General features: G+C 28.7%; 29 protein-coding genes. 16 read left to right on the forward strand and 13 right to left on the reverse strand.

Annotated elements, in window-relative coordinates; all coding sequences use genetic code 11:
* Positions 1–131 precede the first annotated feature (131 nt).
* Positions 132–1,058, reverse strand: a complete 927-nt coding sequence (locus CA_RS04435; protein ID WP_010964146.1) for a hypothetical protein — start codon at positions 1,056–1,058, stop codon at positions 132–134.
* A 279-nt stretch (positions 1,059–1,337) separates the two neighbouring features.
* Here CA_RS04435 and CA_RS04440 point away from each other — a divergent pair, with 279 nt between their 5' ends.
* The 8 genes from CA_RS04440 to CA_RS04475 all read left to right on the forward strand — a co-directional run bounded on the left by CA_RS04440 (position 1,338) and on the right by CA_RS04475 (position 8,143).
* On the forward strand, positions 1,338–2,264 hold the full coding sequence (locus CA_RS04440; RefSeq protein ID WP_010964147.1) for a VanZ family protein: 927 nt from the start codon (positions 1,338–1,340) through the stop codon (positions 2,262–2,264).
* 16 nt (positions 2,265–2,280) lie between these two features.
* Positions 2,281–2,970: a response regulator transcription factor gene (locus CA_RS04445; RefSeq protein ID WP_010964148.1), complete on the forward strand. Its 690-nt coding sequence runs from the start codon at positions 2,281–2,283 to the stop codon at positions 2,968–2,970.
* Complete coding sequence (locus tag CA_RS04450) at positions 2,963–4,063, forward strand: sensor histidine kinase (protein ID WP_010964149.1); 1,101 nt, start codon at positions 2,963–2,965, stop codon at positions 4,061–4,063. The genes CA_RS04445 and CA_RS04450 overlap by 8 nt, the downstream gene beginning before the upstream one ends.
* A gap of 63 nt (positions 4,064–4,126) precedes the next feature.
* A complete protein-coding gene (locus tag CA_RS04455) occupies positions 4,127–4,849 on the forward strand; it encodes a PadR family transcriptional regulator (protein ID WP_010964150.1) in 723 nt (240 codons plus the stop codon).
* 118 nt (positions 4,850–4,967) lie between these two features.
* Positions 4,968–5,705 carry an ABC transporter ATP-binding protein gene (locus tag CA_RS04460; protein ID WP_010964151.1) on the forward strand — a complete coding sequence of 246 codons (738 nt, stop codon included), beginning with the start codon at positions 4,968–4,970 and terminating at the stop codon, positions 5,703–5,705.
* Between the two features lie 70 nt (positions 5,706–5,775).
* Positions 5,776–6,462, forward strand: coding sequence for an ABC transporter permease (locus CA_RS04465; protein ID WP_010964152.1), 687 nt, complete (start codon positions 5,776–5,778; stop codon positions 6,460–6,462).
* Positions 6,462–7,520, forward strand: a complete 1,059-nt coding sequence (locus CA_RS04470; RefSeq protein WP_010964153.1) for an ABC transporter permease — start codon at positions 6,462–6,464, stop codon at positions 7,518–7,520. The genes CA_RS04465 and CA_RS04470 overlap by 1 nt, the downstream gene beginning before the upstream one ends.
* A gap of 164 nt (positions 7,521–7,684) precedes the next feature.
* Entirely contained in the window at positions 7,685–8,143 is a 459-nt protein-coding gene (locus CA_RS04475) for a YhcH/YjgK/YiaL family protein (RefSeq protein WP_010964154.1), read from the forward strand.
* 77 nt (positions 8,144–8,220) lie between these two features.
* Here the strand turns inward: CA_RS04475 and CA_RS04480 are convergent, their stop codons facing one another.
* From CA_RS04480 to CA_RS04500, 5 genes are read right to left on the reverse strand one after another with little or no spacing between them, the layout of a single operon-like run.
* Positions 8,221–9,285, reverse strand: coding sequence for an ABC transporter substrate-binding protein (locus tag CA_RS04480; protein ID WP_010964155.1), 1,065 nt, complete (start codon positions 9,283–9,285; stop codon positions 8,221–8,223).
* On the reverse strand, positions 9,282–10,064 hold the full coding sequence (locus tag CA_RS04485) for an ABC transporter permease (protein ID WP_010964156.1): 783 nt from the start codon (positions 10,062–10,064) through the stop codon (positions 9,282–9,284). Before CA_RS04485 ends, CA_RS04480 begins: the two co-directional genes overlap by 4 nt.
* A complete protein-coding gene (locus tag CA_RS04490) occupies positions 10,058–10,891 on the reverse strand; it encodes an ABC transporter permease (protein ID WP_010964157.1) in 834 nt (277 codons plus the stop codon). The genes CA_RS04485 and CA_RS04490 overlap by 7 nt, the downstream gene beginning before the upstream one ends.
* Entirely contained in the window at positions 10,878–11,936 is a 1,059-nt protein-coding gene (gene potA, locus CA_RS04495; protein ID WP_010964158.1) for a spermidine/putrescine ABC transporter ATP-binding protein, read from the reverse strand. The genes CA_RS04490 and potA overlap by 14 nt, the downstream gene beginning before the upstream one ends.
* A gap of 30 nt (positions 11,937–11,966) precedes the next feature.
* Positions 11,967–12,506: a helix-turn-helix domain-containing protein gene (locus CA_RS04500; protein WP_010964159.1), complete on the reverse strand. Its 540-nt coding sequence runs from the start codon at positions 12,504–12,506 to the stop codon at positions 11,967–11,969.
* A gap of 358 nt (positions 12,507–12,864) precedes the next feature.
* Here CA_RS04500 and CA_RS04505 point away from each other — a divergent pair, with 358 nt between their 5' ends.
* The 3 genes from CA_RS04505 (at position 12,865) to CA_RS04515 (ending at position 14,254) form a co-directional block, all read left to right on the forward strand.
* Positions 12,865–13,224 (forward strand): hypothetical protein, encoded by a 360-nt coding sequence (locus tag CA_RS04505; protein WP_010964160.1) that lies wholly within the window; start codon positions 12,865–12,867, stop codon positions 13,222–13,224.
* Positions 13,225–13,490: 266 nt separating this feature from the next.
* Entirely contained in the window at positions 13,491–13,961 is a 471-nt protein-coding gene (locus CA_RS04510) for a ribonuclease (RefSeq protein ID WP_010964161.1), read from the forward strand.
* Positions 13,962–13,978: 17 nt separating this feature from the next.
* Positions 13,979–14,254: a barstar family protein gene (locus CA_RS04515; protein WP_010964162.1), complete on the forward strand. Its 276-nt coding sequence runs from the start codon at positions 13,979–13,981 to the stop codon at positions 14,252–14,254.
* Between the two features lie 48 nt (positions 14,255–14,302).
* On the opposite strand, the gene CA_RS04520 is transcribed toward CA_RS04515, so the two are convergent.
* Positions 14,303–14,815: a ferritin gene (locus CA_RS04520; RefSeq protein ID WP_010964163.1), complete on the reverse strand. Its 513-nt coding sequence runs from the start codon at positions 14,813–14,815 to the stop codon at positions 14,303–14,305.
* Between the two features lie 344 nt (positions 14,816–15,159).
* On the opposite strand from CA_RS04520, the gene CA_RS04525 reads away from it, so the two are divergent.
* Positions 15,160–15,414 (forward strand): hypothetical protein, encoded by a 255-nt coding sequence (locus CA_RS04525; protein WP_010964164.1) that lies wholly within the window; start codon positions 15,160–15,162, stop codon positions 15,412–15,414.
* A 238-nt stretch (positions 15,415–15,652) separates the two neighbouring features.
* Here the strand turns inward: CA_RS04525 and CA_RS04530 are convergent, their stop codons facing one another.
* The 4 genes from CA_RS04530 to CA_RS04545 form a co-directional block, all read right to left on the reverse strand.
* Positions 15,653–15,811: a hypothetical protein gene (locus CA_RS04530; RefSeq protein WP_013913531.1), complete on the reverse strand. Its 159-nt coding sequence runs from the start codon at positions 15,809–15,811 to the stop codon at positions 15,653–15,655.
* 304 nt (positions 15,812–16,115) lie between these two features.
* A complete protein-coding gene (locus tag CA_RS04535; RefSeq protein ID WP_010964165.1) occupies positions 16,116–17,495 on the reverse strand; it encodes an MATE family efflux transporter in 1,380 nt (459 codons plus the stop codon).
* 26 nt (positions 17,496–17,521) lie between these two features.
* Entirely contained in the window at positions 17,522–18,400 is an 879-nt protein-coding gene (locus CA_RS04540; protein WP_010964166.1) for a YitT family protein, read from the reverse strand.
* 209 nt (positions 18,401–18,609) lie between these two features.
* Complete coding sequence (locus CA_RS04545) at positions 18,610–18,918, reverse strand: winged helix-turn-helix transcriptional regulator (RefSeq protein WP_010964167.1); 309 nt, start codon at positions 18,916–18,918, stop codon at positions 18,610–18,612.
* A gap of 155 nt (positions 18,919–19,073) precedes the next feature.
* Here CA_RS04545 and CA_RS04550 point away from each other — a divergent pair, with 155 nt between their 5' ends.
* Entirely contained in the window at positions 19,074–19,700 is a 627-nt protein-coding gene (locus CA_RS04550; RefSeq protein ID WP_010964168.1) for a nitroreductase family protein, read from the forward strand.
* Between the two features lie 16 nt (positions 19,701–19,716).
* Complete coding sequence (locus CA_RS04555; protein ID WP_010964169.1) at positions 19,717–20,484, forward strand: DODA-type extradiol aromatic ring-opening family dioxygenase; 768 nt, start codon at positions 19,717–19,719, stop codon at positions 20,482–20,484.
* Between the two features lie 52 nt (positions 20,485–20,536).
* Here CA_RS04555 and CA_RS04560 read toward each other — a convergent pair whose 3' ends face one another.
* Both CA_RS04560 and CA_RS04565 read right to left on the reverse strand, forming a co-directional pair.
* A complete protein-coding gene (locus CA_RS04560) occupies positions 20,537–21,925 on the reverse strand; it encodes an APC family permease (protein WP_010964170.1) in 1,389 nt (462 codons plus the stop codon).
* Positions 21,926–22,161: 236 nt separating this feature from the next.
* A complete protein-coding gene (locus CA_RS04565; protein ID WP_010964171.1) occupies positions 22,162–23,844 on the reverse strand; it encodes an HD-GYP domain-containing protein in 1,683 nt (560 codons plus the stop codon).
* Between the two features lie 145 nt (positions 23,845–23,989).
* On the opposite strand from CA_RS04565, the gene CA_RS04570 reads away from it, so the two are divergent.
* Positions 23,990–25,924 (forward strand): elongation factor G, encoded by a 1,935-nt coding sequence (locus CA_RS04570; protein WP_010964172.1) that lies wholly within the window; start codon positions 23,990–23,992, stop codon positions 25,922–25,924.
* A gap of 34 nt (positions 25,925–25,958) precedes the next feature.
* The gene (locus tag CA_RS04575; RefSeq protein WP_010964173.1) at positions 25,959–26,597 is read left to right on the forward strand and encodes an HAD family hydrolase; all 639 of its coding nucleotides are present in this window, start codon (positions 25,959–25,961) and stop codon (positions 26,595–26,597) included.
* Positions 26,598–26,756: the final 159 nt, after the last annotated feature.

A 26,756-nucleotide genomic window follows, 5' to 3' on the forward strand; every position in this document is an offset into this window, starting at 1 on the left:
AATATATCGGCTGTACTATAATTAAAAATTTAACAACTTGTATTTTTTTATAAACAATAATATGTATAGTATTGCTTGAAAATTTAAAAATTATAAAGATAAGATAGAAAAAAATATACAAATTCTTTTTACTAGTTGTCTAATCTAACATATGAATATGAGCTTAAAGAGGATGTATTAGTTAAGTGTATAGTATTGCCTTTAAGGTAGGTTACTTTAAATTTTATAACTTTACTTGCAGTTATAGGTACTTCTTGTCCATCATTTATAACCTTACTTAGTGTGAAAGTTAGAATATTATCCTTAGAATATATATAGGTTCCTGTAATAACATTCTTTTCATCAGCGCTTTGTTTGTAAATTTTGAAAGAGCTATCATTGTTTAATACTAGTCTCTTATCAGTAGTGCTGTTGCTGTTTTTAATTCCCCAGGAACCGTTTAAATCTTTTATATTTATATTTTTAGTGTCGGGATTAGGAGAAGCTTTCTTATATACTTTAAGTGTTTTAAACATGTTCATAATCATATCTCTATAGTTATATTTTTTATAGCTATCATCAGAAGCCTCAAATTTAAATTCATATTGATAATCTCCATTTATAACTACTAAGGTGTCGGAATCTATAATTGAATTATCAGCTCGAACCCTGCTGTGAACAACGGCGTATTTCTTATTTTCTACTTTTATGTAGCTAGTTGAAGTACTGCCTTCAATGGAATTCTTCTTATATGTATTTTCAAGGGCAGAAATGTACTCATCTTCTGTTAGATTTTCTGAATAACTATTACATTTTAGACCACCGACTAAGGCATCTGTATTTTTTTTCTTTAAGGCAATTGCATTTTGACCTCTATTAGTGCCTTCTTGCCACTGCGTAGGATTGTAATTAATAGATACAGCTTTATCATTTGAATAAAACTTACTAGAAAGAGAAAGAGTTACAGATTTTGAGTTTAAATTGCAGCCTGTAAGTAAAAAAATGAATAAAGGTGAAAGTATAGTTAATTTTTTAAAAAACGACGGCAAATTTGATTTTAAATATTTGATTGTTTTCATAAATTACTCCTTAAGTTGAATTTTTGATTTAATTTAATTTAATTAAAAATATTCTAAAATAGCATAACAATTATATCATAATTACTTCCATTTTCAATATAATTAATTTTAATATGAGATAAGAGTAATATACTGATAGCATCTTGGAATATAACTACTAAATTAATGTGACTAAAATATATAAAGATAATCTTTATAGTTCTTAAGATTTAATTAAATTTATTTTTAACTAATAATATTAAAGTAAATCTATAAAGTTTTATTATAGGAGGATTTAATGTGAAAAAGATTAAAAATAAAAAGAAGATATTTAAGGTGATTTTATTTGGACTATTTATAATTTACATAATAGCCTTATTTAAAATAATTTTATTTAAAAGCATATCATTTCTACAGATTTTTAAAGGATACAATAAGTCAAGGTCTATTAATTTGATACCTTTTAAATCAATTATTCAATTTATTGACACCTATAAAGAAATGGGGAGCTTTAGAGCTTTTGCCAATTTAGCCGGAAATTTAATTGTGTTCATGCCATTTGGATATCTTGTTCCTACATTGAATAAACGTTTTTCTAGAATTAGAAGTACAGTAATAGCTTCCTTTGGTTTGAGTTTGTTTTTCGAGGTTACACAGTATGTTTTGGAAATAGGAAGCAGTGATATAGATGATATTATACTGAATACCCTTGGAGCAGTTGCAGGGTATTCAGTACTTACTTGTTTAAGAAAAATTTCAAGTAAAGTTGTAATCCAGAATTTTTGTATTATGTGTATTACAGTAATATTTTTAATAACAGGTTCGATTGTAGCATTTAGAGAGTATGGTGTAATGCTTAATTTGACAAAACTTAAGGAAGTAATTAATGGAGGACGTGATATTCCTAAAATTAGCGCTGATGCTGTAGGACATACTGTGCAAATAAAAGAGAATGATATAAAACTCGAAAAAGTAAGCATATATAATAAAAATAAAGGAGGAAAATCACATGACAAAGGTGAAAGAAATATAGATATAGTCTTTAATAAGTCAACTAAGGTTTACTTTGAGAGAGATGACTATAAAGATAATACAATGACAATTACAAACATAAAAGTTAATGAAAAAAAATTATATACGTTGAAAAAAAATTCAATGATTTCAGTTTGGGGAAACAACAGAGAGGGGAAGCTTTTTGCTAACTTTATAATAGTGTACTTAAAGTAGTGAGGAAGGGGATAAAATGCTAAAAATACTTGTTGTAGATGACGACATAGAAATTTTAAACTTAGTTTCAATATATTTAAGCAATGAGGGATATGAAATTATAAAAGCTACTAATGGTTGTGAAGCAATAAGTAAGATTAATAATGAAAAACCTAAATTAGTAATTTTGGATGTAATGCTTCCTGATATAGACGGTATAGAGGTTTGTAGAAAGATTAGAGAAAAATTAAATGTGCCTATAATAATCTTAAGTGCTAAAGTTCAAAATAGTGATAAAATCAAAGGTCTTTTAACTGGGGCAGATGACTATATAACAAAGCCTTTTAATCAGTTAGAGTTTATAGTTAGGGTAAAGACTCTTCTTAGAAGAACGTATTTATTTGATACAAGAGGTAATAAAGATGATTTAGATGACATAGTGCTTGGAACTTTAACAATAAAAAAGTCAACCCATACTGTATTAATAAATAATAATGAGATAATACTTACGGCAACAGAATTCGAGATACTAAAATTATTGGCTATTAATAAGGGAAGGATTTTTAGTGCAGAAGAAATATTTGAAACTGTGTGGAAGGAAAAGTACTTTCAGTCAAATAATACAGTTATGGTTCATATAAGTAATCTTAGAGATAAAATTGAAAGGAAATTAAATGGAGAAAAATTAATTCATACAGTTTGGGGAGTTGGGTATAAAATTGAGTAAGCAAGCAGTGTATAAGATTGAACTTAAAATATTTGGATATTTTATACTTATATTAATGCTTTCAACAATAACAGTAATTTTAATGTTGATTGTTAAAAATGCTTTAGAAGAAGTTTTAATAAGGTATAATGAAAATACGTTAATGACAGCTAAATTCTTGTTTTGTGATGTGAAAAAATTTAGTATTGTTATGTATTTTTTTGTGTTTGTTATATGGAGTCATTTATTATTAAAGAGGAAAGTACAGTATTTTATAAATTTAAGTGAAAGTACAAGTGAAATAGCAAAAGGAAACTTTAAAGTTATTATACCAGTTAAGAGGGAAGATGAATTTGGTAATTTGGCAAAAGGAATTAATGAGATTGTAGAAAAGTTTAATTTTATATTGAAAAAGGAAAAAGAAATAGAAAAAACAAAAATTGATTTAATAACAAATGTCTCTCATGATCTTAGGACACCACTTACATCAATTTTAGGATATTTAGAGCTTGTAGAAAACGATCAATATAAGGATGAGGTTGCTCTTTGGTACTATATTGATATTGCATATAATAAGACAAAAAGACTTAAAGTGCTAATAGATGATTTATTTCAATTGACTACCTTAAACGAACATTCTATGAAGTTATGTAAAAAAGAAATAAATATTGCAGAGCTATTAAAACAGCTTATTGGAGAGTATATGTTGAATTTTCAAAAGGCCGGCATTAGGTGTAGGCTAAAGCTTACTGATGAAAAATTGTATGTTCTAGGAGATGCTGTGCTTTTAATAAGGGCTTTTGAAAACATTATTATTAATTGTATAAAGTATTCTAAAACAAGTGAGATTATGGATGTATCGGTGCAAAGAAAAGGAGATATGGCGGTACTTAATTTTATAAACTATGGTGAGCCTATACCAGCTATAGATATTCCATATATTTTTCAAAGATTTTATAGAGTTGATAAGTCAAGGTCAGATAAATTAGGTGGTTCTGGGTTGGGACTTGCTATAGCAAAAAATATTATAGATATAACTGGTGGTAATATAGAGGTGGAAAGTGATACAACTAGAACAAATTTTAAAATAGTATTGCCTTGTTATGGAAAATAACATTGACAATATCCAATGTTGGGTATAATATATATATTAGCACAGCATAAAAAGGAGAAGGTTATGGTTAAAGCATTAGTTTTATATTTTTTAAGTGTAAAACCTACATATGGTTACGATATACAAAGGTTTATAGAAATAGATGGAATGGATCAGTGGGCTAAGGTGAAATCTGGTTCGATATATTATGCCTTAAACAAGCTTGAAAAAGACGGTTTTATATTTACACTTAGGGAAGAAAGAACAGGAGCAAGAATAAGAAAAATATATGCTATTAGCGACAAAGGTGTAGAAGAACTAAGAAGAGTTTTAAAAGAAGAATTATTAAAACCTATTGATAATGTTGAAGCAGATAAATTTATGATATATCTTATGTTTAATAGATTGGAAAGAGATGAAATTATAGATCTTACAAGACAGCATATACAAAGTTTAGAGCAAAGAAAAAAGTGGTGGGAAGACGGCAGAAAAATTAAGGTTTCAGAAGCAACGCTTAAGGTTGAAATACTTCATTTTGATAATGTTATAGCTAATTTAGACAATCAAATTAAATGGCATAAAACTCTTATTGAGGAGATTGATGAGATAATTAAATTTTCTAAAGGAGTAGAACAGTTAATAAGAAAAATTGATTTTGGAGCTCTAGAAGATGTACAATACAAGAGTAAATGCGAAGATGGAGATGTGGTGAAACAGATATCTAATGTGGCAGATGATATAATGAAGAATCCAACTGATGTTGAGGAAAAAATAGAAACTTTGATTAAACTTTTAAGAAAACATTAGACTTATTATGTTTTGTAAAGTTGAATAGTGTTTATAAAGGAAGCTTTCGTAGTTTCCTTAAAAAATAAAATTAATATCCAACGTTGTATAACCAATATAAAATACAGGAGGAATAGCGATGAATTATATTTTAAAGGTGAAAAATATTGAAAAAAGCTATGGAGAAAGGAAGGCCGTTAAGGGAATTAGTTTTAATGTTGAAGATGGTGAAGTACTTGGTTTTTTGGGACCCAATGGCGCAGGTAAAAGCACAAGTATAAACATTATATCTACAGTAGTTGATTTTGATAAAGGAGATATCTTTTTTAAGGATAAAGACATTATTAAGAATAAGAATTTTTTTAAATCAAATTTAGGTGTAGTACCACAAGATATTGCTGTTTTTTCTGATCTTACAGCATACAATAATGTAAAATTCTTCTGTAGCCTCTATGGTTTTAGAGGAAAAAGGCTTAAAGAAAACGTAGAAGAAGCGCTAAAATTTGTTGGATTATGGGAAAGAAAAAATGACCTTCCAACTAGTTTTTCAGGAGGAATGAAAAGAAGACTTAATATTGCCTGCGCTATAGCTCATAAACCCAAGCTTTTAATTATGGATGAACCTACTGTGGGAATAGATCCTCAATCTAGAAATAATATTCTTGAAACAGTTAAGAAGCTTAATGAAAATGGTACAACAATAATTTATACATCACATTATATGGAGGAGGTTGAAAGTGTATGTAATAAGATAATAATTATGGATGAGGGAGAAATTATTGAAGATGGATCAAAAGATTTTATAAAAGCCAAGTACAATAAAGAAAATTTAGAAGAAATATTTTTGTGTCTTACAGGAAAAGCTTTAAGAGATTAGGGGGAAAAGCTATGAAAGGATTTTTTGTATTACTTAGTTATGGATTTAGAAAGAGATGTAAGGATTTTTTTTGATAATATACAACATTGTATATCCAATGATTCTTATACTGCTTTATGAGTATCTTGCCGTAAATTACTTTAAAGGAGATAAATCTATTACATCAAGTTATTATTACGTAATTGTTTTAATACCATTTTTCATATTTACAAATATCATTACAATGGCTTATGTAGCTAAAGATGAGAGCCTTAGTAAAACAGCATATAGATTTTTAAGTGCACCAATAGATAATTCAGCTATAGTATTGTCTAAAATTATATCCTGTACTGTAATTTCATGGGGGTGTAGTTTGATACTTTTGATAATTAGTAAAGTTTTATTAAGCGTTAATTTTGAAGGTAGTACATTAAAAATATTAATTTTGTTCTTTACTGAAAATTTTATGGCAGCAGCTATTGGAATATTTCTTGGTATAGTTATGAAAAATTTCAAAACAATAAAGGGAATTTTAAATATACCAATTTCAATACTTGGAGTACTTGGAGGATGCTTTTTCCCTGTAGGGGCACTTGGGAGAACTTTTGAGAAGGTAAGCTATATTTCTCCATTTACATGGATTAACAGAGGGATTATATCGGAGGTATATGATAAAAGTCAAACTATTTTGGTGGGAACTATACTTGTTACTCTAGTTTTTGGAATTATATTTTCAATTGGGGCATCAATTTTATTTAATAAGGAGGTGTTTTTATAATGAGAACTATATGGTTGGTATTTATTGCGAATTTTAAAAGAGCCTATTCAAATAAGAAAAAGTTCTTTATAAATCTTTTGGTTCCAGTAGCTGCAATAATTTTAGCTATTGTAGTAAATTATGTAAGTTCACCATCGCTTAATATAGGGGTAAATGAGAAAATAAAATCTAAAGGAGGCGATAGAATAGTAAAAATGCTTAAGCATACTAGAGGAATAAATGCCAAAGTATGTCATGGTGAACTTATGAAAACTGAAGTTATTTTAGGAAAGTATGATGCTGTGGTTACTATAAAGAGGAAATTAGGTAAAAACTCATTTAATAATATGAGTAAGTATTTTGAATTTTATAATGTTAGGGATAAAAAGACAAATGAAGATATGAAAAAACTGATAAAAGCATATTTGGTTCAAAATAAAACTTTAAACATGGAGAGAATTGTAAAAGACGAGCAGATTGGTGGACTATCAAAGTCCGAAAGAATAATAGCTTTTTTAGCTACAGTGCTTTTAATTACTTCAGTTGTAAATGGTGCTGTTATTATAAGAGATAGAGAAGAAAACACCTATTATAGATATATGTATTCACCAAATAGTAAATTTGAATATATATTTGGTAATGTTATATACAATTATATATTCAGCTATATTCAGCTTTTTATAGCCAATAGTTTAATGGCTATTTTTGGAATATATATAGGGATTTCATTTTTAAAAATGCTTTCATATGGCTTAATATTAACTCTTGTGATGACTACCTTTGGAACTTTTATAGTGTGCATATTTAATAAAGAATTATATGCAAATATGTTTTCGGCAGCTATAAGTCTTATACTGTCACTTGTAGGTGGAACTTTTATAAATTATAAAATTATGCCAGAAGGATTAAGAAGAATAAGTGATGTAACGCCAAATAGATGGATTATAAAATCTGTTCAGTATATGCAGAATGGAAGATTTGGTTCAATAAATCCGATGATGGTATTAATCGCTTTTTCTATTATGTTTTCATTAGCTGCTGTTTTAGTTAGTAAATTTCATAAAGTCCAGTTTAAATAAAGTATAATTGGTTGAAAGTGATTATCGATGTAATTATTATATAAACTACAAACATGCTTGAAAAATAAAAGTGAATAATATATAATAACAAAAAAGTAATATAGTTTAAAATATACCACTAGTGTAAAATTGTTATAAAAATAAAGCAAAAAAGAAGGAGTAAAATGATAGTTGATAAATTAGAAAATGCAAGTCTGTATGTTAACATGAACAAAGAAATGGAAAGGGCCTTTGAATTTTTAAAGAATACAGATATACAGAAGCTTTCGGATGGAAAATATGAAATTGATTCTGATAATGTTTATGCATCAGTACAAAGCTATGAAACAAAAGATAAAAGTGAAAAAAAATTTGAGTCCCATGAAAAATATATTGATATTCAGTACATTGTTAAGGGAAAAGAATTTATCGAATGGTCGCCAATTCAAAATTTAAGTGTAGAAGAAGCGTACTCTGACGAAAAAGATGTAATTTTTTATAAGGATGGTAAATTATCTTCAAAAATAAATTTAGAGGATAACTATTTCTGTATATTTTTCCCTAATGATGGGCATAAACCAGGCTGCACTTTTGACAAGCCTATGAATATAAAAAAAGTAGTTCTAAAAATTAAAATATCATAAAATAGTAGAAAAATCACATAACATTAACAGAAATATAAAATGATGACTTCCTAATTGAAAGAAGTCATCATTTTATATTATTTTTTAGCTGTTATATTAACCCAGGCATCATTATAAAGTTTTTTAAAGTTTCCTAAGTCTGTAAATACTTCTGAATTCTTTAAGGAGGCATCGTCAGGATATGATGCTTTGTTATTTTTTACTTTATCATTTAACATATCAAAGGTTTTTGTGTTTGGAGTTCCGTAACCTATATAATCAACATTTTTCTTATTTACCTTTGCATCAAGTAAGTAATTTAAGAATTTTTCAGCTGCTTCTTTATTCTTTGCGTTTTTAGGTATAACCCAACTGTCGAACCACAAATTTGTTCCTTCTTTAGGAATTACATATTCATATTTGTTTGGATTTTCATTCATCAGTACAGCTGCATCTCCTGAATAAATAACGCCTATTGGCTTTTCTCCGTTTCTCATGTCATCTTTGATTTCATCACCAACATATACAGGGTTTATAAGCTTTTTTTGTTCTATTAGTGCACTAGATGCTTTTGATATTTCATTTTTGTTTTTTGAATTCATTGAGTATCCAAGGCGTTTAAGTGATATGCCCAAGGAATTTCTCATGTCATCTGACATATATACTTTATCTTTATATTTAGGATTCCATAGGTCATTCCAGCTATCTAATTTATCTTTAATTTGAGTTTTATCATATATTATGCCAATTGTTCCCCACATATATGGTACTGAATAGCTATTCTTTGGATCATAGCTTAAATTTTTATATTTGTTATCTATATTAGAATAATTGGATAAACTCTTAAAATCAATTTTCTGAACTGAATTTTCTTTAATCATTCTATCCACCATGTAATCAGATGGACATATAAGATCATAATTATTAGTTCCTGATTTGACTTTTTCATACATTTCTTCATTAGTTGAGAAGGTTTCGTAGTTTACCTTTATACCAGTTTTTGCTGTGAAATCCTTAAGAATATCTTTATCAATATATTCGCCCCAGTTAAAAACAGTTATTGTTTTTTTATCTGAACCAGGTTTTAAGTTGCAGGCAGTTAGAGAAGAACAAGTTAAGATGACTGTTGCAGCAAGTGCTATGATTTTCTTTATATTTTTCATTTCTTTTCCCCCTTAGATATAATACTTTTTCTATTTGCAAGCAGTAATAAAATAAGAATAGTTACAAACATTAAAGTTGATAGTGCATTTATTTCAGGTGTAATTCCACGCCTAGCCATAGAGTATATTTCTATTGAGAGGTTTGTAACATCGTTTCCAGTATTGAAAAAGCTTATTACAAAATCATCTATAGACATTGTAAAGGCGAATAAAAAACCTGCAATTATTCCTGATTTTATTTGAGGAAGTATTATCTTTCTCATTGCGTAGCTAGGTGTTGCTCCAAGATCTAAAGCAGCTTTCACAATATCAGTAGGTAGCTGGGTTAGTTTTGGAAGAACAGATAGTATTACGTAAGGAACAGAAAATGCAATATGAGCTATAATAAGCGTTGTTAGTCCAAAAGGAATCTTTAAAAATATAAACAATGTCATTAAGGATACTGCCATAACTATATCTGGATTTAAAACAGGTATATTATTTACGTTAAGTAATAGTTTTTTAGGTAGAGGTGACATTTTACTTATTCCTATAGCACTTATTGTGCCAAAAATAGTAGATATTATAGATGATACTATGGCAACTAGTACTGTATAGTAGAGAGCAGTTAGAATTCTATCATCTTGAAGTAAGGCTTTGTACCAAGTTAAAGAAAAATGTCCCCAATGTGATGAAAATTTCTCTGAGTTAAAAGAAAACACCATTAGAAAAACTATAGGGGCATATAAAAATATATATGTTAGAGTTAAATAAAATCTTTTTAACCATTTTTCTACCATAGACGTCCACCACCTTTCAAGTCGCTCTTGCTATCAAATTTTGAAAGTACAGCCATAGAAATAAGTATTATAACCATCATTAAAATTGATATAGCTGAACCAAAATACCAATCGCCAACAGTTGTAAATTGAGATTCTATTAAATTTCCTATGAGCATGAATTGTCCTCCACCTAAAAGTTTTGATATAACAAAGGTTGATACGGCAGGCATGAAAACCATTGTAACACCAGACATAACTCCAGGTATACTCAAAGGAAAGATTATTCTTTTAAATATAATAAAACGATTCGCTCCTAAGTCGGAAGCCGCTTTTAAAACATCTCTATCTATTTTGATAAGTACTGTATATATAGGAATAATCATAAATGGAAGAAAGTTATAAACCATTCCTAGTATTACAGCAGCATCTGTATACAATATATCTAAAGGTTTAAATCCTAAAAAAGAAAGTATAGTGCTTATTATTCCGTTTCTACCAAGTATAGACATCCATGCATAGGTTCTTAAAAGGAAGTTCATCCACATTGGTATTATAAGAAAAAGCATAAGTATATTTCTTATTTTTGTGCTTGACTTTGAAAGTATATAAGCTACAGGATATCCTAAAAAGAAACAAATGATAGTAGATATAAGTGCTAGTTTTATTGAATTAAAAAATACTAACATATAAGTGGAATTAAATAATTTTTTATAGTTGTTTAAGGTGAAAGTGCTGTCGCTGCTTGTAAGGCTGAAATATATTACTAGAAAAATTGGTACAAGTATGAAGAGTATGCTCCATAAGAAGTAGGGGTATTGCGAAATGGAACGTCTATGCTTCTTCATCTATTTTTTCCTTTCTCATAATATGTATATCATCAGGAAGAATATCTAAGCCAATACTATCTCCAACTCTTACATGCTTTGTATTATGGATTATCCACGTAGTATTTTTTACTTCAACCTTGATTTCATAATGAACACCTCTAAAAACAGCAGAAATAACTTTTCCAAAGAGTTTTCCATTTTCTTTGGACACAATTTTTATATCTTCAGGTCTTACAACAACATCAACATCTTCATTTTCATTAAATCCAGTATCTACGCAATCAAAAGTTTCATCATCAAATTTTACCTTGTAATCGTGTAGCATAACTCCATTTAAAATATTACTTACACCTATAAAATTTGCAACGAATTTATTTTTAGGTTCGTTGTATATATCTTCAGGGGTACCTATTTGTTGAACCGTACCTTTGTTTAATACTACAATAGTATCAGACATGGTAAGTGCCTCTTCTTGATCATGAGTCACAAAGATAAAGGTTATTCCAAGTTTTTGTTGTATGTTTTTCAGTTCAAGCTGCATTTCTTTTCTAAGTTTTAAATCAAGAGCACCAAGAGGTTCATCTAGAAGAAGAAGCTTTGGTTTATTTACAAGCGCCCGTGCAATAGCTACCCTCTGCTGTTGACCACCGCTTAAAGAATCAGTTGATCTTTTTTCAAAGCCTTTTAAGTCTACCAGAGAAAGCATTTTTTCAACTTCTTCCCTTATTTGTTTTTCTGGAAGCTTCTTTATCCTAAGACCAAAGGCTACATTTTCATATACATTCATGTGTGAAAAAAGAGCATATTTTTGAAACACAGTATTTATTTGCCTCTTGTGAGGGGGAACAATATTTATACTACTGTCTTCAAATATTATGTTTCCTTCATCAGGAGTTTCAAAACCAGCAATCATGTTTAAGGTTGTTGTTTTACCGCATCCGCTTGGACCTAAAAATGTAAGAAATTCATTTCGTCTGACAAATAAGTTCAAATTTTTAATTACATAATTTTCGCCATATTTCTTTGAAACGTTCTTAAGTTCAATAAGTATGTCTTTTTCCATAGTTAAATTTAACACCTCTTTTTATAAATGTTAAAAGGATGGTGGAGTGCTTATCCAAATGATGCTGGCTGTTTTTTTTCCAGCATTTGAAATTTGATGATTCACGTTTGGCTTAAAGTAAAAACTTTCTCCGCTTTTAACTTTGAATTTTTTATTTCCAAGTTTAAGATATATAGTTCCTTTTAAAACATAGCCAAACTCTTCTCCCTCATGAGGTTCATCTTCAAGGTAGGAGCCATTCTCGTAAAGTGTTAACATAACAGGTTCCATAGAATCCTTTTGAGAATTTGAAACAAGCCACTTAAGGTTGTATTTTAATTCTTCATCAGAGGTTTCACACATATCATCCTTTTTAAATACTATTTTCTCCTGATTATCCTCCTTGAAAAAATCAGGTAAATTTGTCCCTAAAGCATCGAGGATATCAGTTAAAGTTGCTATTGAAGGTGAGGTTAGATTTCTCTCTATTTGAGATATGAAGCCCTTCGATAGTTCACATCGATTAGCAAGTTCTTCTTGAGTTAATTGCTTTTCAATCCTAAGCCTTTTTATTTTTTCTCCGATATCCATAAATCACCTATGTAAAATAATTTTAATAAAGTATTAATAAGAAAAGAGCCGTATAAAAACTTAACTTATGCATGGTTAAATCTCATTACTAATTTCATGTATAAGTTAAAATTTCATTTGGTTTCTCTTATAGTATATGTAAACTGAAAGTTTATATATACTAAACTCGACAATAAATAATTATACATTAAATTTTAAATAAATCAATAATTACATGTTAAGTTTTAAGTAATTACTGTAATTTATAGGGGGCTTGTACTACTTATAAGTGTAAATGTATTGAAAACATTTTGAATTAAAATACGTAAAAGTATATAATTGTTAATAGTGTGCAAGAAATATTTTAGGGGGAAGATATATGAAGAAGAGCATAATATTAATTTTCTTATTGATTCTAATTTGTGCAGCTGTTTTTACTGCTTGCCAATCTAATTTAGCAATGTTGAATAAGGAATGTAACTATGCAGTTACTGGTAAATCTAAAGGGAGCTTTACAGCTAAATGTGGAGATGAAATTTTAATAAGATATAATTCAAAAGTTGAAAGTGGAAACTTAATAATAGAAATAACTAATAATAAAGGGAAAATAATTAGAGTATTTAAAACCAATATAAAAGGAAGTGATAAAATAACTGTAAAGGAAACTGGTAAGTATGTGCTGGATGCTGCTTATAGCAAATTTAAAGGAAAAATTTCAGTAAATGTTCAAAGAAAATAAAAATTACTAGGATTTAGAATAGACATAAATATGAGATTGTTATAGAATGTAAGTGATAAAATTAACATTATGTGGAGTAAGATTGCAAGATAACGAAAGAATTGAAGAAAAATATAAATGATAACATTTACTTCATGGAATATATTTGAATATAAAGAATGAAATGTATTAAAACGTATAATACAATATTCTTAGAGAAATAAGAATAACTTTAACTTTAAAATCAGAAATTACTGGCATAATTAAATTACAAAGAGGTGTATTATATGAAAAAGAAGAATTTTGCAGCTATTTGTTTTACGCTTGTATTTATGATTTTTGGAGCTTTTTTAAACAACGTAGTTTGTGTACAAGCTAAAACATCAGCGCCCGTTAAACAAAGTAATTATTACAGAAATGATTATAATGATGCTGTAATTAATGATTTCCAAGGAGTTGCCGATTATATACATGAATATGGATATTTGCCAGACAATTATATAACTAAGGAGAATGCCGAAGAACTTGGATGGACACCAGGTGAAAACTTATGGGATTATGCTCCGGGTAAAAGTATAGGCGGAGATATATTTACTAATTCTGAAGGAGTTCTTCCAACTAAAAGGGGAAGAGTATGGCATGAATGTGACATAAATTATTTTGGTGGACATAGAGGTGCAGATAGACTAGTATATTCAAATGATGGACTTATTTATGGAACATCAGATCATTATGAAACATTTACACGTTATTATTAAAAATTAGGGTGATATAAATGAAAATAGTTACTATTGATGGCAAAGAATTTAAAGACAAAGATAATCTCCATCGTATATTAAAAAAAGAGCTTAAATTCCCAGAATACTATGGTAAAAATTTAGATGCACTTTGGGATTGTTTAACAGGAGAAACTAAGATGCCATTGAAAATAGTATGGAAAAATTTTAATGATAGTAAGGGATATCTTGGACAGTATGCAGAGAGAACAGCACAAGTTTTATTGAGAGTTGAAGAGTATTTTAACGGCAAGTTTAAGGTCGAAATTCAATAACCAAAAGGTGAAAGCTATATGATTATAATGCTTTCACCTTTTTTAGATTTAAAGTACAAGAGTTGCTGGAGTGTATACTCTTGTTTTAAGTTCAGAATCTAATAAATATAATCCTTTTGAATCTGAGCCAAATAACTCGTATTTTCTTACAAGGTCTTCAGTATTTTTTTCCTCTTCTCCTTGTTCCTTAACAAACCAATCTAAAAATTGCATTGTTCTAAAGTCTTTAACTGAAAAAGCAGCTTCATATATCTTATTTATTGATGCTGTTATTCCCCTTTCATGTTTTAATGTAGTTTCAAGAGGAGTTGAAATATCTGAAAAGTTAAGTGATGGTGCGGGAATGTTTCCTAAGGTTATATCTTCACTGTTTATTTCGACATATTTAAGAAATAGCATTGCATGATCTTTTTCTTCCTGAGTTTGAATATAGAACCAGTTACCAAAACCATCTAAGCCTTTTGAAATGAAATAATTATGTATATCAAGATAAAAATATGCTGAATAGAATTCTTTGGTTACCTGATCGTTTAATAACTTTAATAGATTATTCTCTAACATTATTATTACCTCCAGTTATTTTGCGTATTTATATAGTTATAGGGTATCCTTAGTGGTGTGTTTTTATTAAAATAATTATAGATAGGTAAGCTTTTTGTATGCAGATTAAAAGCTTATATGTAATATAAAGTTATTTATGAGAAATTTATAAACAGTTAATAAATTATATATAATGTATTAATAAATAAGTGTTAATATAAATGCAGGCTAATGAATAACAAGTTTATATTATAAAACAGTTGAATTTCCCCCGAAGATTCAACTGTTTTTTCGTTATTATGGGTAATATTAATTTGAATTTTAATATATAAATTATATATAAAGTTAAAGTGGGGGTATGAGGTGTGCAAGATGTTACACTGTTAAGTAAAATATCACAAGGATTGACTGAATGCTGTAGAAGAGGAAAAATATTCAAAGTAAGTAAAATGGCTGTAGTAGTTAATAAAGAAAGCATGGTTAATGAAAACAATCTTTCTGAATATCTTAAAAGTTATAACAAAGAATTAATAGATCCTCTTACGGAAATAAAAATTGAAATAGGAGATTTACCGGATCAAGTAGCAATTATAAAAAACATAGAAGGGGATAAAGAATAGTATTATATAAATTTTGGAATTTTCTATAAATCGAAGTAGAGTTGTAGAAGATTCCTGTTTTTTTATATTAAAACATTCTCCAACATGGATTTAATTTGTGGTTACAGCTTAATATGTTAGAGAAACTTAGCTATTTTTTTAGGAGAATTAGAAGAGTGAAAAACAACCGTATTAAATCTTACTTATAAAGGATTTAACTACAAAACTTTAAAGTGATGCAAATAAATAAAAAAGGCGCCTATACGCCTTTTTTTATTAAATACCTATCATAAAATTTCATCTGTGATATTTCAGGATAATTTTCAAATTCTTTAGGAATCGTGTAAACATCTAAAGTGTAGTCAGGTATTAATCCTGATATTAAAAATAATAAACCTATTAATAAGAACATAGACATATTAACCAACTCCCTTCAGTTACTATTATACATAAATGCAGGAAAAAAGTCATTACTATTTAACAAATAAATGAAAAAATGCAAAAGCAACAATTAATGTGACAGATTAGCTATCATCTAGTAAGATTATCTAGTAAAACATTCTATTAATTCAAATAAAATCAGTGGTTTATTATTAAACTTTTAATTATAAACAGTTTTATTATAATTAAAAGTTTTTAATATGAATAAAATTAAGTTAAATACATATAAATATAAGTTTAGGTAAAATATAAAAAAGGTAAGTGATTTTTTATCACTTACCTCAGATCGAAACTTCACTTGGTTTTGAGACCAAATTATTAATCCATTTTTTAGATAGAAGCCTTGGAAGACCAACAAGTAATTTTACAAACTCCTCCATGAAAACAAAATAATAAACAATGCCTATAGGAAGTTTAAAATATATACCTGTTAATGCAACAAAAGGAACACCTACAAGCCACATTCCGCCCATATCAAGCATGAGGCAAAATTTAGTATCTCCTCCGCTTCTTAAAATCCCTACTACATTTGTATAATTAAATATCTTTATCCAAAGAAACATTCCTATGATATGAAGGATTTCTTTAGAATACATATGAACCTGACTATTTATGTTGTAGGCATATAGAATAGCTGGCGAACTAGTATAAAGTATGATTCCCATAAAGATTCCAATAAAAGGACTTAAAATAATAAAGCGTTTTGCATACAAAAATGCAGTTTTCTCGTCTTTTTGTCCAATTCTATTTCCAATCATTATTGCAGCTGCATTTCCAAAGCCGAAAAACACTACCATTGATAACCTATCTATTGTTGAAGTAATATTAGTTGCAGCAATAACAGCCGTTCCCATATGAGCATAAACAGCAGCGTAAGCTGTAACACCAAGACCCCACATACTCTCATTAAGCATAACAGGTACCGCAACTTTGAAAAATCTTTTTACAAAAGTAGTGGATAAGTCTAGTAGTTCATGAAGCTTTGCGGCTATAGGAAGCTTTAACTTGTAAATAGCAAGAAGCATTAAGAAAAATTCAATAAAACGAGCTATTAAGGTAGCGATAGCAGAACCATATACTCCGATTCCATGAAAGGAGCCAATTCCATAGACCAGTGAGAAGTTTAAGAATGTATTTATAGCTAATGCTGTACCACTTACTATCATAGGAATCTTTACTTGACCTACAGTTCTTAAAATAATTGAATAGGCAAAAGAAATACCAGTAACTATATAGCTAAAACATATTATTCTAAGATAATTTGCACCTAAAGAAATTACGTTTTTGTCTTGAGAAAAAAAGCCTATTATAATATTTGGAAAAGCTAAAGCGCCTATTGTAAAAATTCCAGATAAGATTATGGTAGTGATCAAACAAATACCAAGTACTCTCTTTATATTTTTAGTATCTCTTTTTCCCCAATATTGTGCAGTAAAAATTGAGGCTCCACTAGCAGTACCAAAAAGAGCTAAATCCAAAAGAAAGAAATATTGATTTGCGAGACCTACTCCAGCAATAGCAGTTTCTCCAAGACCGCCTATAATTATATTATCTACTAAATTAAGTGAAGATAATATAAAGTTTTGAATGATTATTGGGATTGCAAGCCCAAAAGCAGCCTTGAAAAATTTCTTATCGTTAAAGAGTTGCAATAATTTCATAAAAAACCTCCAATATAAGAGATGATCTAGTTTTTAATTCTACTTAAATTAAAACCCTGACCAAGTACTTCGTGTGTGTTGCTTATTATAACGAAAGCATTTTTATCCTTTTCGTAAACAAGTTTTTTGAATTTATTTACTTCAGTATGTTCCATTACTACCATTAATACTGTTTTTTCTTCATCAGTATAACCACCACAGCCAGATAATTTTGTTATACCCCTATCAAGTTCTTCTATAATACCTTGTCTTATATCTTCAGCCTTGTCCGATATTACAAAAGCAACTATTGAGCTCTTAAATCCAAGTTGAACTAGGTCAATGACTTTTCCTATTATAAATAATGATAAAATTGCATATAAGGCTTTTTCTGCATTAAATATGAATCCAGATGCTATTATGACAACGGCATCGATAAAAGCTTGAGAGTTTCCGATAGATACTCCTGTAAATTTATTAAAAATTGAGGCTATAATTGAGGTACCACCGGTAGAACCATTTCCTTTGAATACCAAGCCCAGTCCTATTCCTGAAAGAACACCTCCATATATAGATGCTAGTAATGCATTGGAGGTTATTGGTGGCAGGTTTTTGGTAATAAGTATAAATAAAGGTAGAATAACTGTTCCAAGAGCAGATTTTAAGGTAAATCTTTTACCTAGAAAAAATAATCCTAAGAAGAAAATGGGGATATTTCCTACCCATTGAGTTATAGCTGGTTCTATATGGAATAATTGTTCTATTAAAAGAGATAAACCAACCATACCACCAGAGGCTATTTTGCTTGGACTTAAAAATAAATTAAAACCTAGAGCAACTATTAAACTACCTACGATTATCATTAAGTTCTGCATTAGAAAATTCAATTTAGCATTGTTTTCTATACTAGATATTTTTTTAGTCAATTAAATTCCTCCTTATAAGAATTTTTGCTTTTGTATAAATTGAATTAAACATAAATATTAATAAAAATAAATCCAAAGCACAGCTATATAACTTGTAAGTAAGTTTCTAAACCGTGTAATTTAAGAAATGTAGAAATATACTACAGGAAAACCAATATACAATTTAGAATAGATAAATAATTAGTTGGATTGGCTTTCCTATAGGTAGATTACGTCCATTTTTCCGCCCATTTTTGAATTTCTTGCATAACGCTTTCTAGTTCTCTGCCCTTTTCTGTAAGTTCATATTCTATGCGTACAGGAGTTTCAGCATATACCTTACGAACTACAATGCCTTGTTTTTCTAATTCTCTGAATCTTTCAGTAAGCATACGTGCGCTTAGATTTGGAATTATATCTTGTATATCGGAAAATCTTTTTGCACCTTTTAACAAAGAATGAATTATTAATCCAGTCCACCTTTTTCCAAGTAATTCAAAAGCAGCTTCAAAATGAGGGCATAATTTAAATGTATCCATATTATCATCTCCATAAAGTATTTTATCATATTTACTTGACAAAAGTAAGTAGGTTATTATAATATAGTTACATAAAGTAAGTTGATATTTAAAAGTTATTAGATATAAAATTATAAACATTGCTTGTCAAGGGATACAAATGGGAGGTAAATAATATGATGGATTTTAAGAGAATTGTTGAAGAAAGACGTTCTGCAAATAATTTTTTGGATGGAATAGAAATACCTAAAAATGATTTTATCGAGATATTTGATTTGCTTAAGTTGGCACCCTCTTGCTTTAATATACAGCATGCTAATTATATTGTTGTAACAGATAAAAATAAAAAAGAGGAATTAAGAACTGCAGCATTTAATCAATACAAGCTCCATACGGCTTCAGCTGCAATACTTGTTTTAGGAGATAAAGAGGCTTATAAGGATGCTGATAAATTGTATTCTGGAATGGTTGATTTAAAGATGATTTCAAAGTTTGACTACGAGAATATTTTAAATGATATAAAAAACCTTTATGAAGGTAGGGGAGAAAGCTTTAAGCATGATGAAGCCATAAGAAATGCTTCTATTTCAGCAATGATGTTTATGCTTGCTGCTAAATATAAAGGTTGGGATACATGCCCTATGATAGGTTTTGATAATGAAAAAATGCGTAAATTATTTAATATACCTGAAAGATATGAAATAGCAATATTGATATCGATGGGAAAGGAAGATACTAAAAGTAGAAGATTAAGAGGATATAGAAAACCTGTAGATGAATTTGTGAAGTTTAATGAATTTTAATTAAGGAGGAGTATGTATGATTTCGCCTATGTTTATATGCCATGGATCTCCAGAATTGATATTACAGGACAATCAGTATACTAAATGTCTACAAAAGCTTGGAAGTGAAATTAAACCAAGAGCAATTGTAGTATTCACGGCACACTTTGAAAAAGAGACAACTACTATATGCTTTAGAGATGAGGCTTACAAAACTATTCATGATTTTTATGGATTTAAGGATGAGCTTTACGCTGTTGACTATCCTGCGATTGGTTCCAAGGGTGTAGCGAAGGATATAAGTAATCTTCTTAATAAAAGAAATATAGATAATGTTTTTGATGAGAAAAGAGGACTTGATCATGGTACATGGAGTATACTTAAGTTAATGTTTCCAAAAGCAGATGTGCCAGTAGTGCAGATTTCTGTGAATCCATATTTGCCAATTGATAAACAATATAATATTGGAAGGGCAATTAGGGAATTAAGCGATAAAGATGTACTAGTTATTGGAAGTGGTGCAACTGTTCACAATCTAAAAACATTAAAATGGAATAATAGTACTCCAGATATTTGGGCAGTTGAGTTTGATGATTGGATTATTAATAAAGTTAAAAATAAGGATCTTGAATCATTATTTAATTATAGGAAGCTAGCACCAAATGCGAAAATAGCTGTTCCAAGGGAAGAACACATTGTCCCATTATTTATAGCTCTTGGAAGTGGAAATTTAAAAGAAAATCCTGAAGTGTTATGTAGAATTTATGAATACGGAAGCTTAAGTTATATATGTATAAAATTTTAAAGAAATAATTATAGGTTGTGTGTACAAAAATGTAATTACACAACCTATAAGTTTATAAATCCAAACCTTCTTTAGCTATGTCTAAAACAGCAATTTTGGCATTTTTATTGAACCTTTCATTTAAAATAAATCCAATGACTAACCAAATTAGAACGATATAAGGAAAGGTGTTGGTTGGAAACTCTGGAATAGGATAAATATTGGCATACAATACATATAAAAGAGCAGCTATAGATAGTATTGGAATAAAAATATTTAAATTTTTTATTTCTTTTGTTCTTTTAAAAAATACTACTGCTCCAATACTTGTAAATAAATATGATACTATTATGGCAAGGGAACCAATAGTAGCTAGATAATTAAAAGCCTCAATTCCATCCTTCTTAAATAATATAAGTTGAAGAAACATTGCTACAATGGTAATTAATATTATTCCAATGTAAGGTGTACAATGTTTTTTGTGGATTATAGATAACTTTTTAGATATAATACCATCTTTACTCATTGCAAACAGTATTCTAGAACCAGCACATGCTGAACCAAGTGAGCAAGAAAAGCATGAAAGAGAAGCTGAAAAAAGTAAAAATATTCCGAAAGTTCTGGATATATATTTAGTAGATAAATCAGTTAAAGGCAAAGAGGAGGTTGATAGAGCTTTAAGTCCTTTTGCGTCAACACCGAAGCCTATAACTTGACTATAGCTTGACAGTAGATAAAATATACCAGTGACAAATACAGCACTTCCTATGGCAAGAGGTATAAATTTTTTTGGATTTTTTGTTTCTTCTCCAAGACTAGAAGCGCTTTCAAAGCCTATGAAAGATAAAAATGCTAATACAGAAGTGCTTGCTAGAGTTGAGAAACTGTTTTTGTTTGTTTTAAACGGAATAGGGCTTAGGCCTTTAGTAGAGCCAACTTTAAATAAGATAACAATGGATAAAATAAAAATTAAGAGTATAGAAATGCCCTCCATAGCAAGCATAATTCTTGTGCTTATTTTAGCATCAATTATACCAAGAATTACTATACCTAAGGAGAAAAACATAGAAAGTGGAAGCCAAGCTATTTGTATACCAAAATAGTTTAGAAATTTACTGAAAAATGCTCCTAATTCAGCACAGCAGCCTGCAGCTAACATTACATATGCAAGTAGAAGAGCCCAACCTGTTAAAAAACCAAATTTTTCACCCAAGGTTTTTTCAGTAAAGGTATAAAGAGAACCAGAACTAGAAAAATAATGATTAAATTTAATAACTGAATAGGATACAAGACCTACTATGACCATTGAGATGAAAAATATAAGAGGTTCAGAGAAAGAAGCGGATAATGACATGAGAGAGACGTTAATGGACATTGCAGCGGTGGGAGCAATAATTGCAACAGATAAAGCTATGGTTTCAATTATACTTAAGTTATCTTTTTTTAAATTTGAGTTTGCCATTTTGAATACCTCCTCTAAAAAATTAAAGATTATCATTAATATTTGATATAATATCAATATAATATTTATTACTTTAACAAATTAATAAAAATGTTATATATAATTTAACATATTATTAAGAAATGTAATATATCCAAAATAGACAAAAATAAAAATAATATTTGGTTTAATTAAATAAATTAAAAGCGTAAATGTTAAAAATGACAATAAATAAAGAGGGAATATACAACCCTCTATTATTTGTTATATAAATTTTTTAATTGTATTTGATGCCTGAAAAGTTGCCTAAAAATTTCATCTTTATTTTTAGGCAGTATATTTACATAGGCAAAATCATAGTAGCTAAAATCTCCAACATTAAAATTTTGAAGTATCTTACCGGATATATCTATGATGGTATCGTCTTCAAAAAATATTTTAAGATTTATAATTTTATCTTTTTCATAATGTTTTATAGAATTAATAGGAACATAAAACATAAGAGTATTTCCTCCAATTTTACATATCTCAACATCGTGAGTATTATACGTATCAAATTGAAGTTCTGCCTTTAGATCCCAAAATATATTAAAGGAATCTTGGTAAACTACATATTTAAAATCTGATAAAAGTATTTCATTTTCGCTAATATATTCTATTTTTACTTTGTACTCAATAATCTCATTTGTACTTTCGCTTATATAAATATTACTCGCCAGTATGTCAGATTTATCAATATTTTTTATAAAATTAAATTTATCTGTTTTAAATAAATAGCCTATTTTATATTTTATAAGGGAACCCTCTATTGAATAAATTTCTTTATTTGTAGTTATAGTAAGTGTACTCCAGTTTATAGCGTTTAAATGTGTGTTTTGTGATGGTTTAAGACGACCAGTTAATATATCTAGCATACTGTCAGTAACCTTTGGATCATAAATAATACCCTTATATTTTCTCAATTCAGAAATTACATAATTTATGTCTTTAGATTTTTTATAACTTCTAGGAGATAGCATAGCGTCTACAGAATCTGCAACTTTTATAATTCTGCTTATTAGTGGAATATCTTCTCCTTTTAGATTATCAGGATAGCCTGTACCATCATAGCTTTCGTGATGGTGTCTAACTATTTTGGCTATATCATCTAATTCAGTTATATTTTTAATAAGATTAGAACTGTATATACTGTGGCTTTTTATAACATTAAATTCTTTTTCTGTTAAAGGACCTTTTTTATTTAGTATTGCTTCGGAAATATAAATTTTGCCTATATCGTGTAGAATTCCTGAAAGGTATGTCATCCTTATAAGTTCATCTGATAAGTCCATACGTGTTGCTATTTCTTTTGAAAAATTGGCAACATGATATGGGTGAAGCAGCATAAAAAAATCCTTTTCACGTGTTATTTCAGAAAATGTGTTTATAATACTAAAAACAAAACGTCTCTTTTCGCTTATTAGATATATTATTTTGTACAATCTGTTAATACTATCAATAACATTTTTTACTCTCAATTTTTCTAGAGCCATAAGATCAAGCTTTTCATCAGTTTTTGTTATACTGCATAAATAGACTGCGCCATTTAGGGTTTCATCATCTCCTAGTAGAGGTATATATATTTCGGAATTTGCTTCAGGGATAAGTGTGGCGTATGAAGAGTCTTTGCTATATAATAGTACTTGTTTCTTGTCCAAAAATAAATTTATAGCGTAATCTTTAAGAGAAGAAATTTCTCTAATAATATATTTTTTCGATTTTTTATACTTATTTTTAAATTGTATGAACATTCTTTCTGAATAAAGCATTTTTTTATGATCTGAAAAAGTTATTATTCCTATAATTTGAAAGTTCATTAAGGTACATAATTTTTTTAGACATTTATCAATATCACTGCAAGCATCTAGGTTACTTGATTTATAGTCATAAAAGGTAACCAAATTTATCACTCCTTACTGTATGAAGGTGGTAATTGTTATTTTAGTATGATAATAATTAACATAAATACAAAAATATGTTAATTATATGTTACCATAAAATTAAGATTATATATAGTACGTAAAAAAATATTTTCTGAGGTGTATTATGAATAGAACAATAGGATTGTTGGCGCATGTTGATGCGGGTAAGACTACCTTAGCAGAACAAATTTTATATCATACCAATAGTATACGAAAAAGAGGAAGAGTTGATCACAAGGACTCTTTTCTTGATAATAGCTTGGTTGAAAAGGAAAGAGGAATAACAGTTTTTTCTGAGCAGGCTATTTTTGAATTTAAAGGTTCAACTTATTTTTTAGTTGATACCCCAGGACACATAGATTTTTCTCCTGAAATGGAGAGAGCCATTGAGATTATGGATTATGCTGTATTAATAATAAGTGGAGTAGACGGTGTTCAAAGTCAAACTGAAAACATATGGAGACTTCTTAGGAAATATAATGTTCCCACCATATTTTTTATAAATAAAATGGATAGATTAAATGCAAGTAAAGAGAAAGTAATCAAAGAAATAGTAGAAAATCTAACGTCAAAAGTTTTCCTTATTGAAGGAAATGAAATGAACGAAAACACAATTGAATTTATTGCAGAAAATAACGATGATTTATGCGAGATTTATTTAAGTTCTGGCTATGAAGAGAATTTATGGTTTAATTCAATGAAGGAAATGATAAAGAAAAATATAATATTTCCATGTTTTACAGGTTCAGCACTAGAAGATATAGGAATAGAATATTTTTTACAAAAAATGAATTTGATAACCTATACTGAATATAATGAGACAGAAGAATTTTTGGGTTTAGTATATAAGATAAGATATGATGATAACAAAAATAAGATAGTGTATATAAAGGCGCTTAAAGGTAGTGTGAAGGTAAAGGATGAGGTTAGAGTTGAAAATTCCAGTGAGAAAATTGAAGACATTAGATTTTATAATGGGAATAAGTACAAGACAGAACATAAGGCGGCTGCAGGTGAGCTATTTGCAGTAGTAGGAATTAAAAATGTTAGGTCAGGTGACTTTGTTGGCTCTTTTTCAGATAAGATCAAATATAATATGATTCCAACTTTAAAATCAAAGGTTGTATTTGATGAAGGTATTAATGCGAATCAAGTTTTAGAATATTTTAAAATTATAGAAGAGGAGGAACCCTCTTTAAATATATTATGGAATGAAAAGCTTAGAAGCCTTGAAATACATGTTATGGGAAAAATAGAGTTAGAAATCTTGAAAGCTATTATGAAGGATAGATTTAATTTAGAAGTGGATTTCGGTCCATGTGAGGTTTTGTACAAAGAGACCATAGCTAAAAAGACTAATGGTTATGGCCATTTTGAACCTTTAAGGCATTATGCCGAGGTATATCTTAAATTAGAGCCAGCACCTTTAAATAGCGGTATAACTTTTATTAGTGAATGCAAAACTGAAAGTCTTACACTTGGTGAGCAAAATCTCATAAAAACACATATATTTGAGAGGGAACATCATGGCATTCTAACAGGGTCTGTTGTTACAGATATAAAAGTAGTATTAATAGATGGAAGACATCATGTTAAACATACTAGCGGCGGAGATTTTAGGGAGGCAACCTTAAGGGCTTTAAGACAAGGCCTTGAAAGTACTGAAAATGTGCTTTTAGAACCATTTTATAGTTTTAAAATTGAAGTGAATAGTGATTCAATGGGAAGAGTTATGGCAGACATTAATAAGATGAGCGGTGAATTTAATCCTCCATATATTAGAGAGAATAAATGTGTTATAGAGGGGAGAGGACCTGTTGTGGAGTTTATGGATTATCCAGCTTCTTTGTCTTCTTTTACGAAGGGAAGAGGGAGAATTAGTCTTAATTTTGATGGATATGATGTATGTCATAACAGAGAAGAGGTCATTCATAATATAAATTATAATAAAAATAAAGACATAGAGTATACTTCAACATCTATATTCTGCTCAAAGGGTCAAGCTTATAAGGTTGAGGGAAGTAGAGTTGTTGAATTTATGCATTGTTTACATAAGTAAAGTTAAATAATAATTATAGAGAGGAATTAGTATAATGAGAGCATTTATATTTGATATGGATGGAGTAATAATTAATAGTCAACCTATTCATTATGAAGTAGATACTATGATATTTAAAAAATTAGGGATTGTTTTAAAGAAAGAAGAAATGGAAGGGTTTGCAGGAATGACAAATCCAGAAATACTAAGAGTTTTAAAGGAAAAATTTAAGTTTGAGGAAAATATTGATGATGTATTAAAGGAACAGATAAGAATTAAAACAAATTTATTAAAACAACGCAAAATTAAACCAATAGAAGGTATAATAGAATTAGTGGACAAACTTAAGGATAAAAACATATTGATAGCTGTAGCTTCTTCTTCACCTAGAAAATTTATTGAGGCAGTACTTGAGACTTTCGGTATAATAGAAAGATTTGATAAAATCATTTGTGGTGAAGAGGTTCCAAAGGGAAAACCTGAACCAGATATTTATATAGAGGCAGCTAGACAGCTAGGAGTAAATATAGAAGAATGTGTAGTTTTAGAAGATTCAACTCATGGAATAGCAGCGGCAAAGGCTGCGGGGATGAAATGTATAGGCTTTCGAAACCCTGACTCAGGAAGTCAAGTACATTCAAAAGCAGATATTGTAGTAAATTCTATAAGAGAAATAGATATTGAAGCTATTTAAATAATAAATTCCCATATAAAAGGTGTTTTAATTTAATATTAAAGCACCTTTTATTTAATATATTATATTTTGGATAACAAAAACATAATTGACAAAAAAACCTTGATAATATAGACTGTTTAGTATATAAAAGCGGTTGTCTAACTTAGTAGATAAAAA

The sequence above is a fragment of the Clostridium acetobutylicum ATCC 824 genome (assembly GCF_000008765.1).
In the GTDB taxonomy this organism is placed as follows: Bacteria; Bacillota; Clostridia; order Clostridiales; family Clostridiaceae; genus Clostridium_S; species Clostridium_S acetobutylicum.

Coding starts and splice junctions, on each gene's coding strand:
- CA_RS04575 (WP_010964173.1), top strand. CDS start 25,959: ATGAGAGCATTTATATTTGATATGGATGGAGTAATAATTAATAGTCAA.
- CA_RS04560 (WP_010964170.1), bottom strand. CDS start 21,925: ATGGCAAACTCAAATTTAAAAAAAGATAACTTAAGTATAATTGAAACC.
- CA_RS04550 (WP_010964168.1), top strand. CDS start 19,074: ATGATGGATTTTAAGAGAATTGTTGAAGAAAGACGTTCTGCAAATAAT.
- CA_RS04555 (WP_010964169.1), top strand. CDS start 19,717: ATGATTTCGCCTATGTTTATATGCCATGGATCTCCAGAATTGATATTA.
- CA_RS04535 (WP_010964165.1), bottom strand. CDS start 17,495: ATGAAATTATTGCAACTCTTTAACGATAAGAAATTTTTCAAGGCTGCT.
- CA_RS04545 (WP_010964167.1), bottom strand. CDS start 18,918: ATGGATACATTTAAATTATGCCCTCATTTTGAAGCTGCTTTTGAATTA.
- potA (WP_010964158.1), bottom strand. CDS start 11,936: ATGGAAAAAGACATACTTATTGAACTTAAGAACGTTTCAAAGAAATAT.
- CA_RS04470 (WP_010964153.1), top strand. CDS start 6,462: ATGAGAACTATATGGTTGGTATTTATTGCGAATTTTAAAAGAGCCTAT.
- CA_RS04435 (WP_010964146.1), bottom strand. CDS start 1,058: ATGAAAACAATCAAATATTTAAAATCAAATTTGCCGTCGTTTTTTAAA.
- CA_RS04530 (WP_013913531.1), bottom strand. CDS start 15,811: ATGTCTATGTTCTTATTAATAGGTTTATTATTTTTAATATCAGGATTA.
- CA_RS04445 (WP_010964148.1), top strand. CDS start 2,281: ATGCTAAAAATACTTGTTGTAGATGACGACATAGAAATTTTAAACTTA.
- CA_RS04455 (WP_010964150.1), top strand. CDS start 4,127: ATGGTTAAAGCATTAGTTTTATATTTTTTAAGTGTAAAACCTACATAT.
- CA_RS04485 (WP_010964156.1), bottom strand. CDS start 10,064: ATGGTAGAAAAATGGTTAAAAAGATTTTATTTAACTCTAACATATATA.
- CA_RS04505 (WP_010964160.1), top strand. CDS start 12,865: ATGAAGAAGAGCATAATATTAATTTTCTTATTGATTCTAATTTGTGCA.
- CA_RS04500 (WP_010964159.1), bottom strand. CDS start 12,506: ATGGATATCGGAGAAAAAATAAAAAGGCTTAGGATTGAAAAGCAATTA.
- CA_RS04475 (WP_010964154.1), top strand. CDS start 7,685: ATGATAGTTGATAAATTAGAAAATGCAAGTCTGTATGTTAACATGAAC.
- CA_RS04515 (WP_010964162.1), top strand. CDS start 13,979: ATGAAAATAGTTACTATTGATGGCAAAGAATTTAAAGACAAAGATAAT.
- CA_RS04480 (WP_010964155.1), bottom strand. CDS start 9,285: ATGAAAAATATAAAGAAAATCATAGCACTTGCTGCAACAGTCATCTTA.
- CA_RS04490 (WP_010964157.1), bottom strand. CDS start 10,891: ATGAAGAAGCATAGACGTTCCATTTCGCAATACCCCTACTTCTTATGG.
- CA_RS04570 (WP_010964172.1), top strand. CDS start 23,990: ATGAATAGAACAATAGGATTGTTGGCGCATGTTGATGCGGGTAAGACT.
- CA_RS04510 (WP_010964161.1), top strand. CDS start 13,491: ATGAAAAAGAAGAATTTTGCAGCTATTTGTTTTACGCTTGTATTTATG.
- CA_RS04520 (WP_010964163.1), bottom strand. CDS start 14,815: ATGTTAGAGAATAATCTATTAAAGTTATTAAACGATCAGGTAACCAAA.
- CA_RS04460 (WP_010964151.1), top strand. CDS start 4,968: ATGAATTATATTTTAAAGGTGAAAAATATTGAAAAAAGCTATGGAGAA.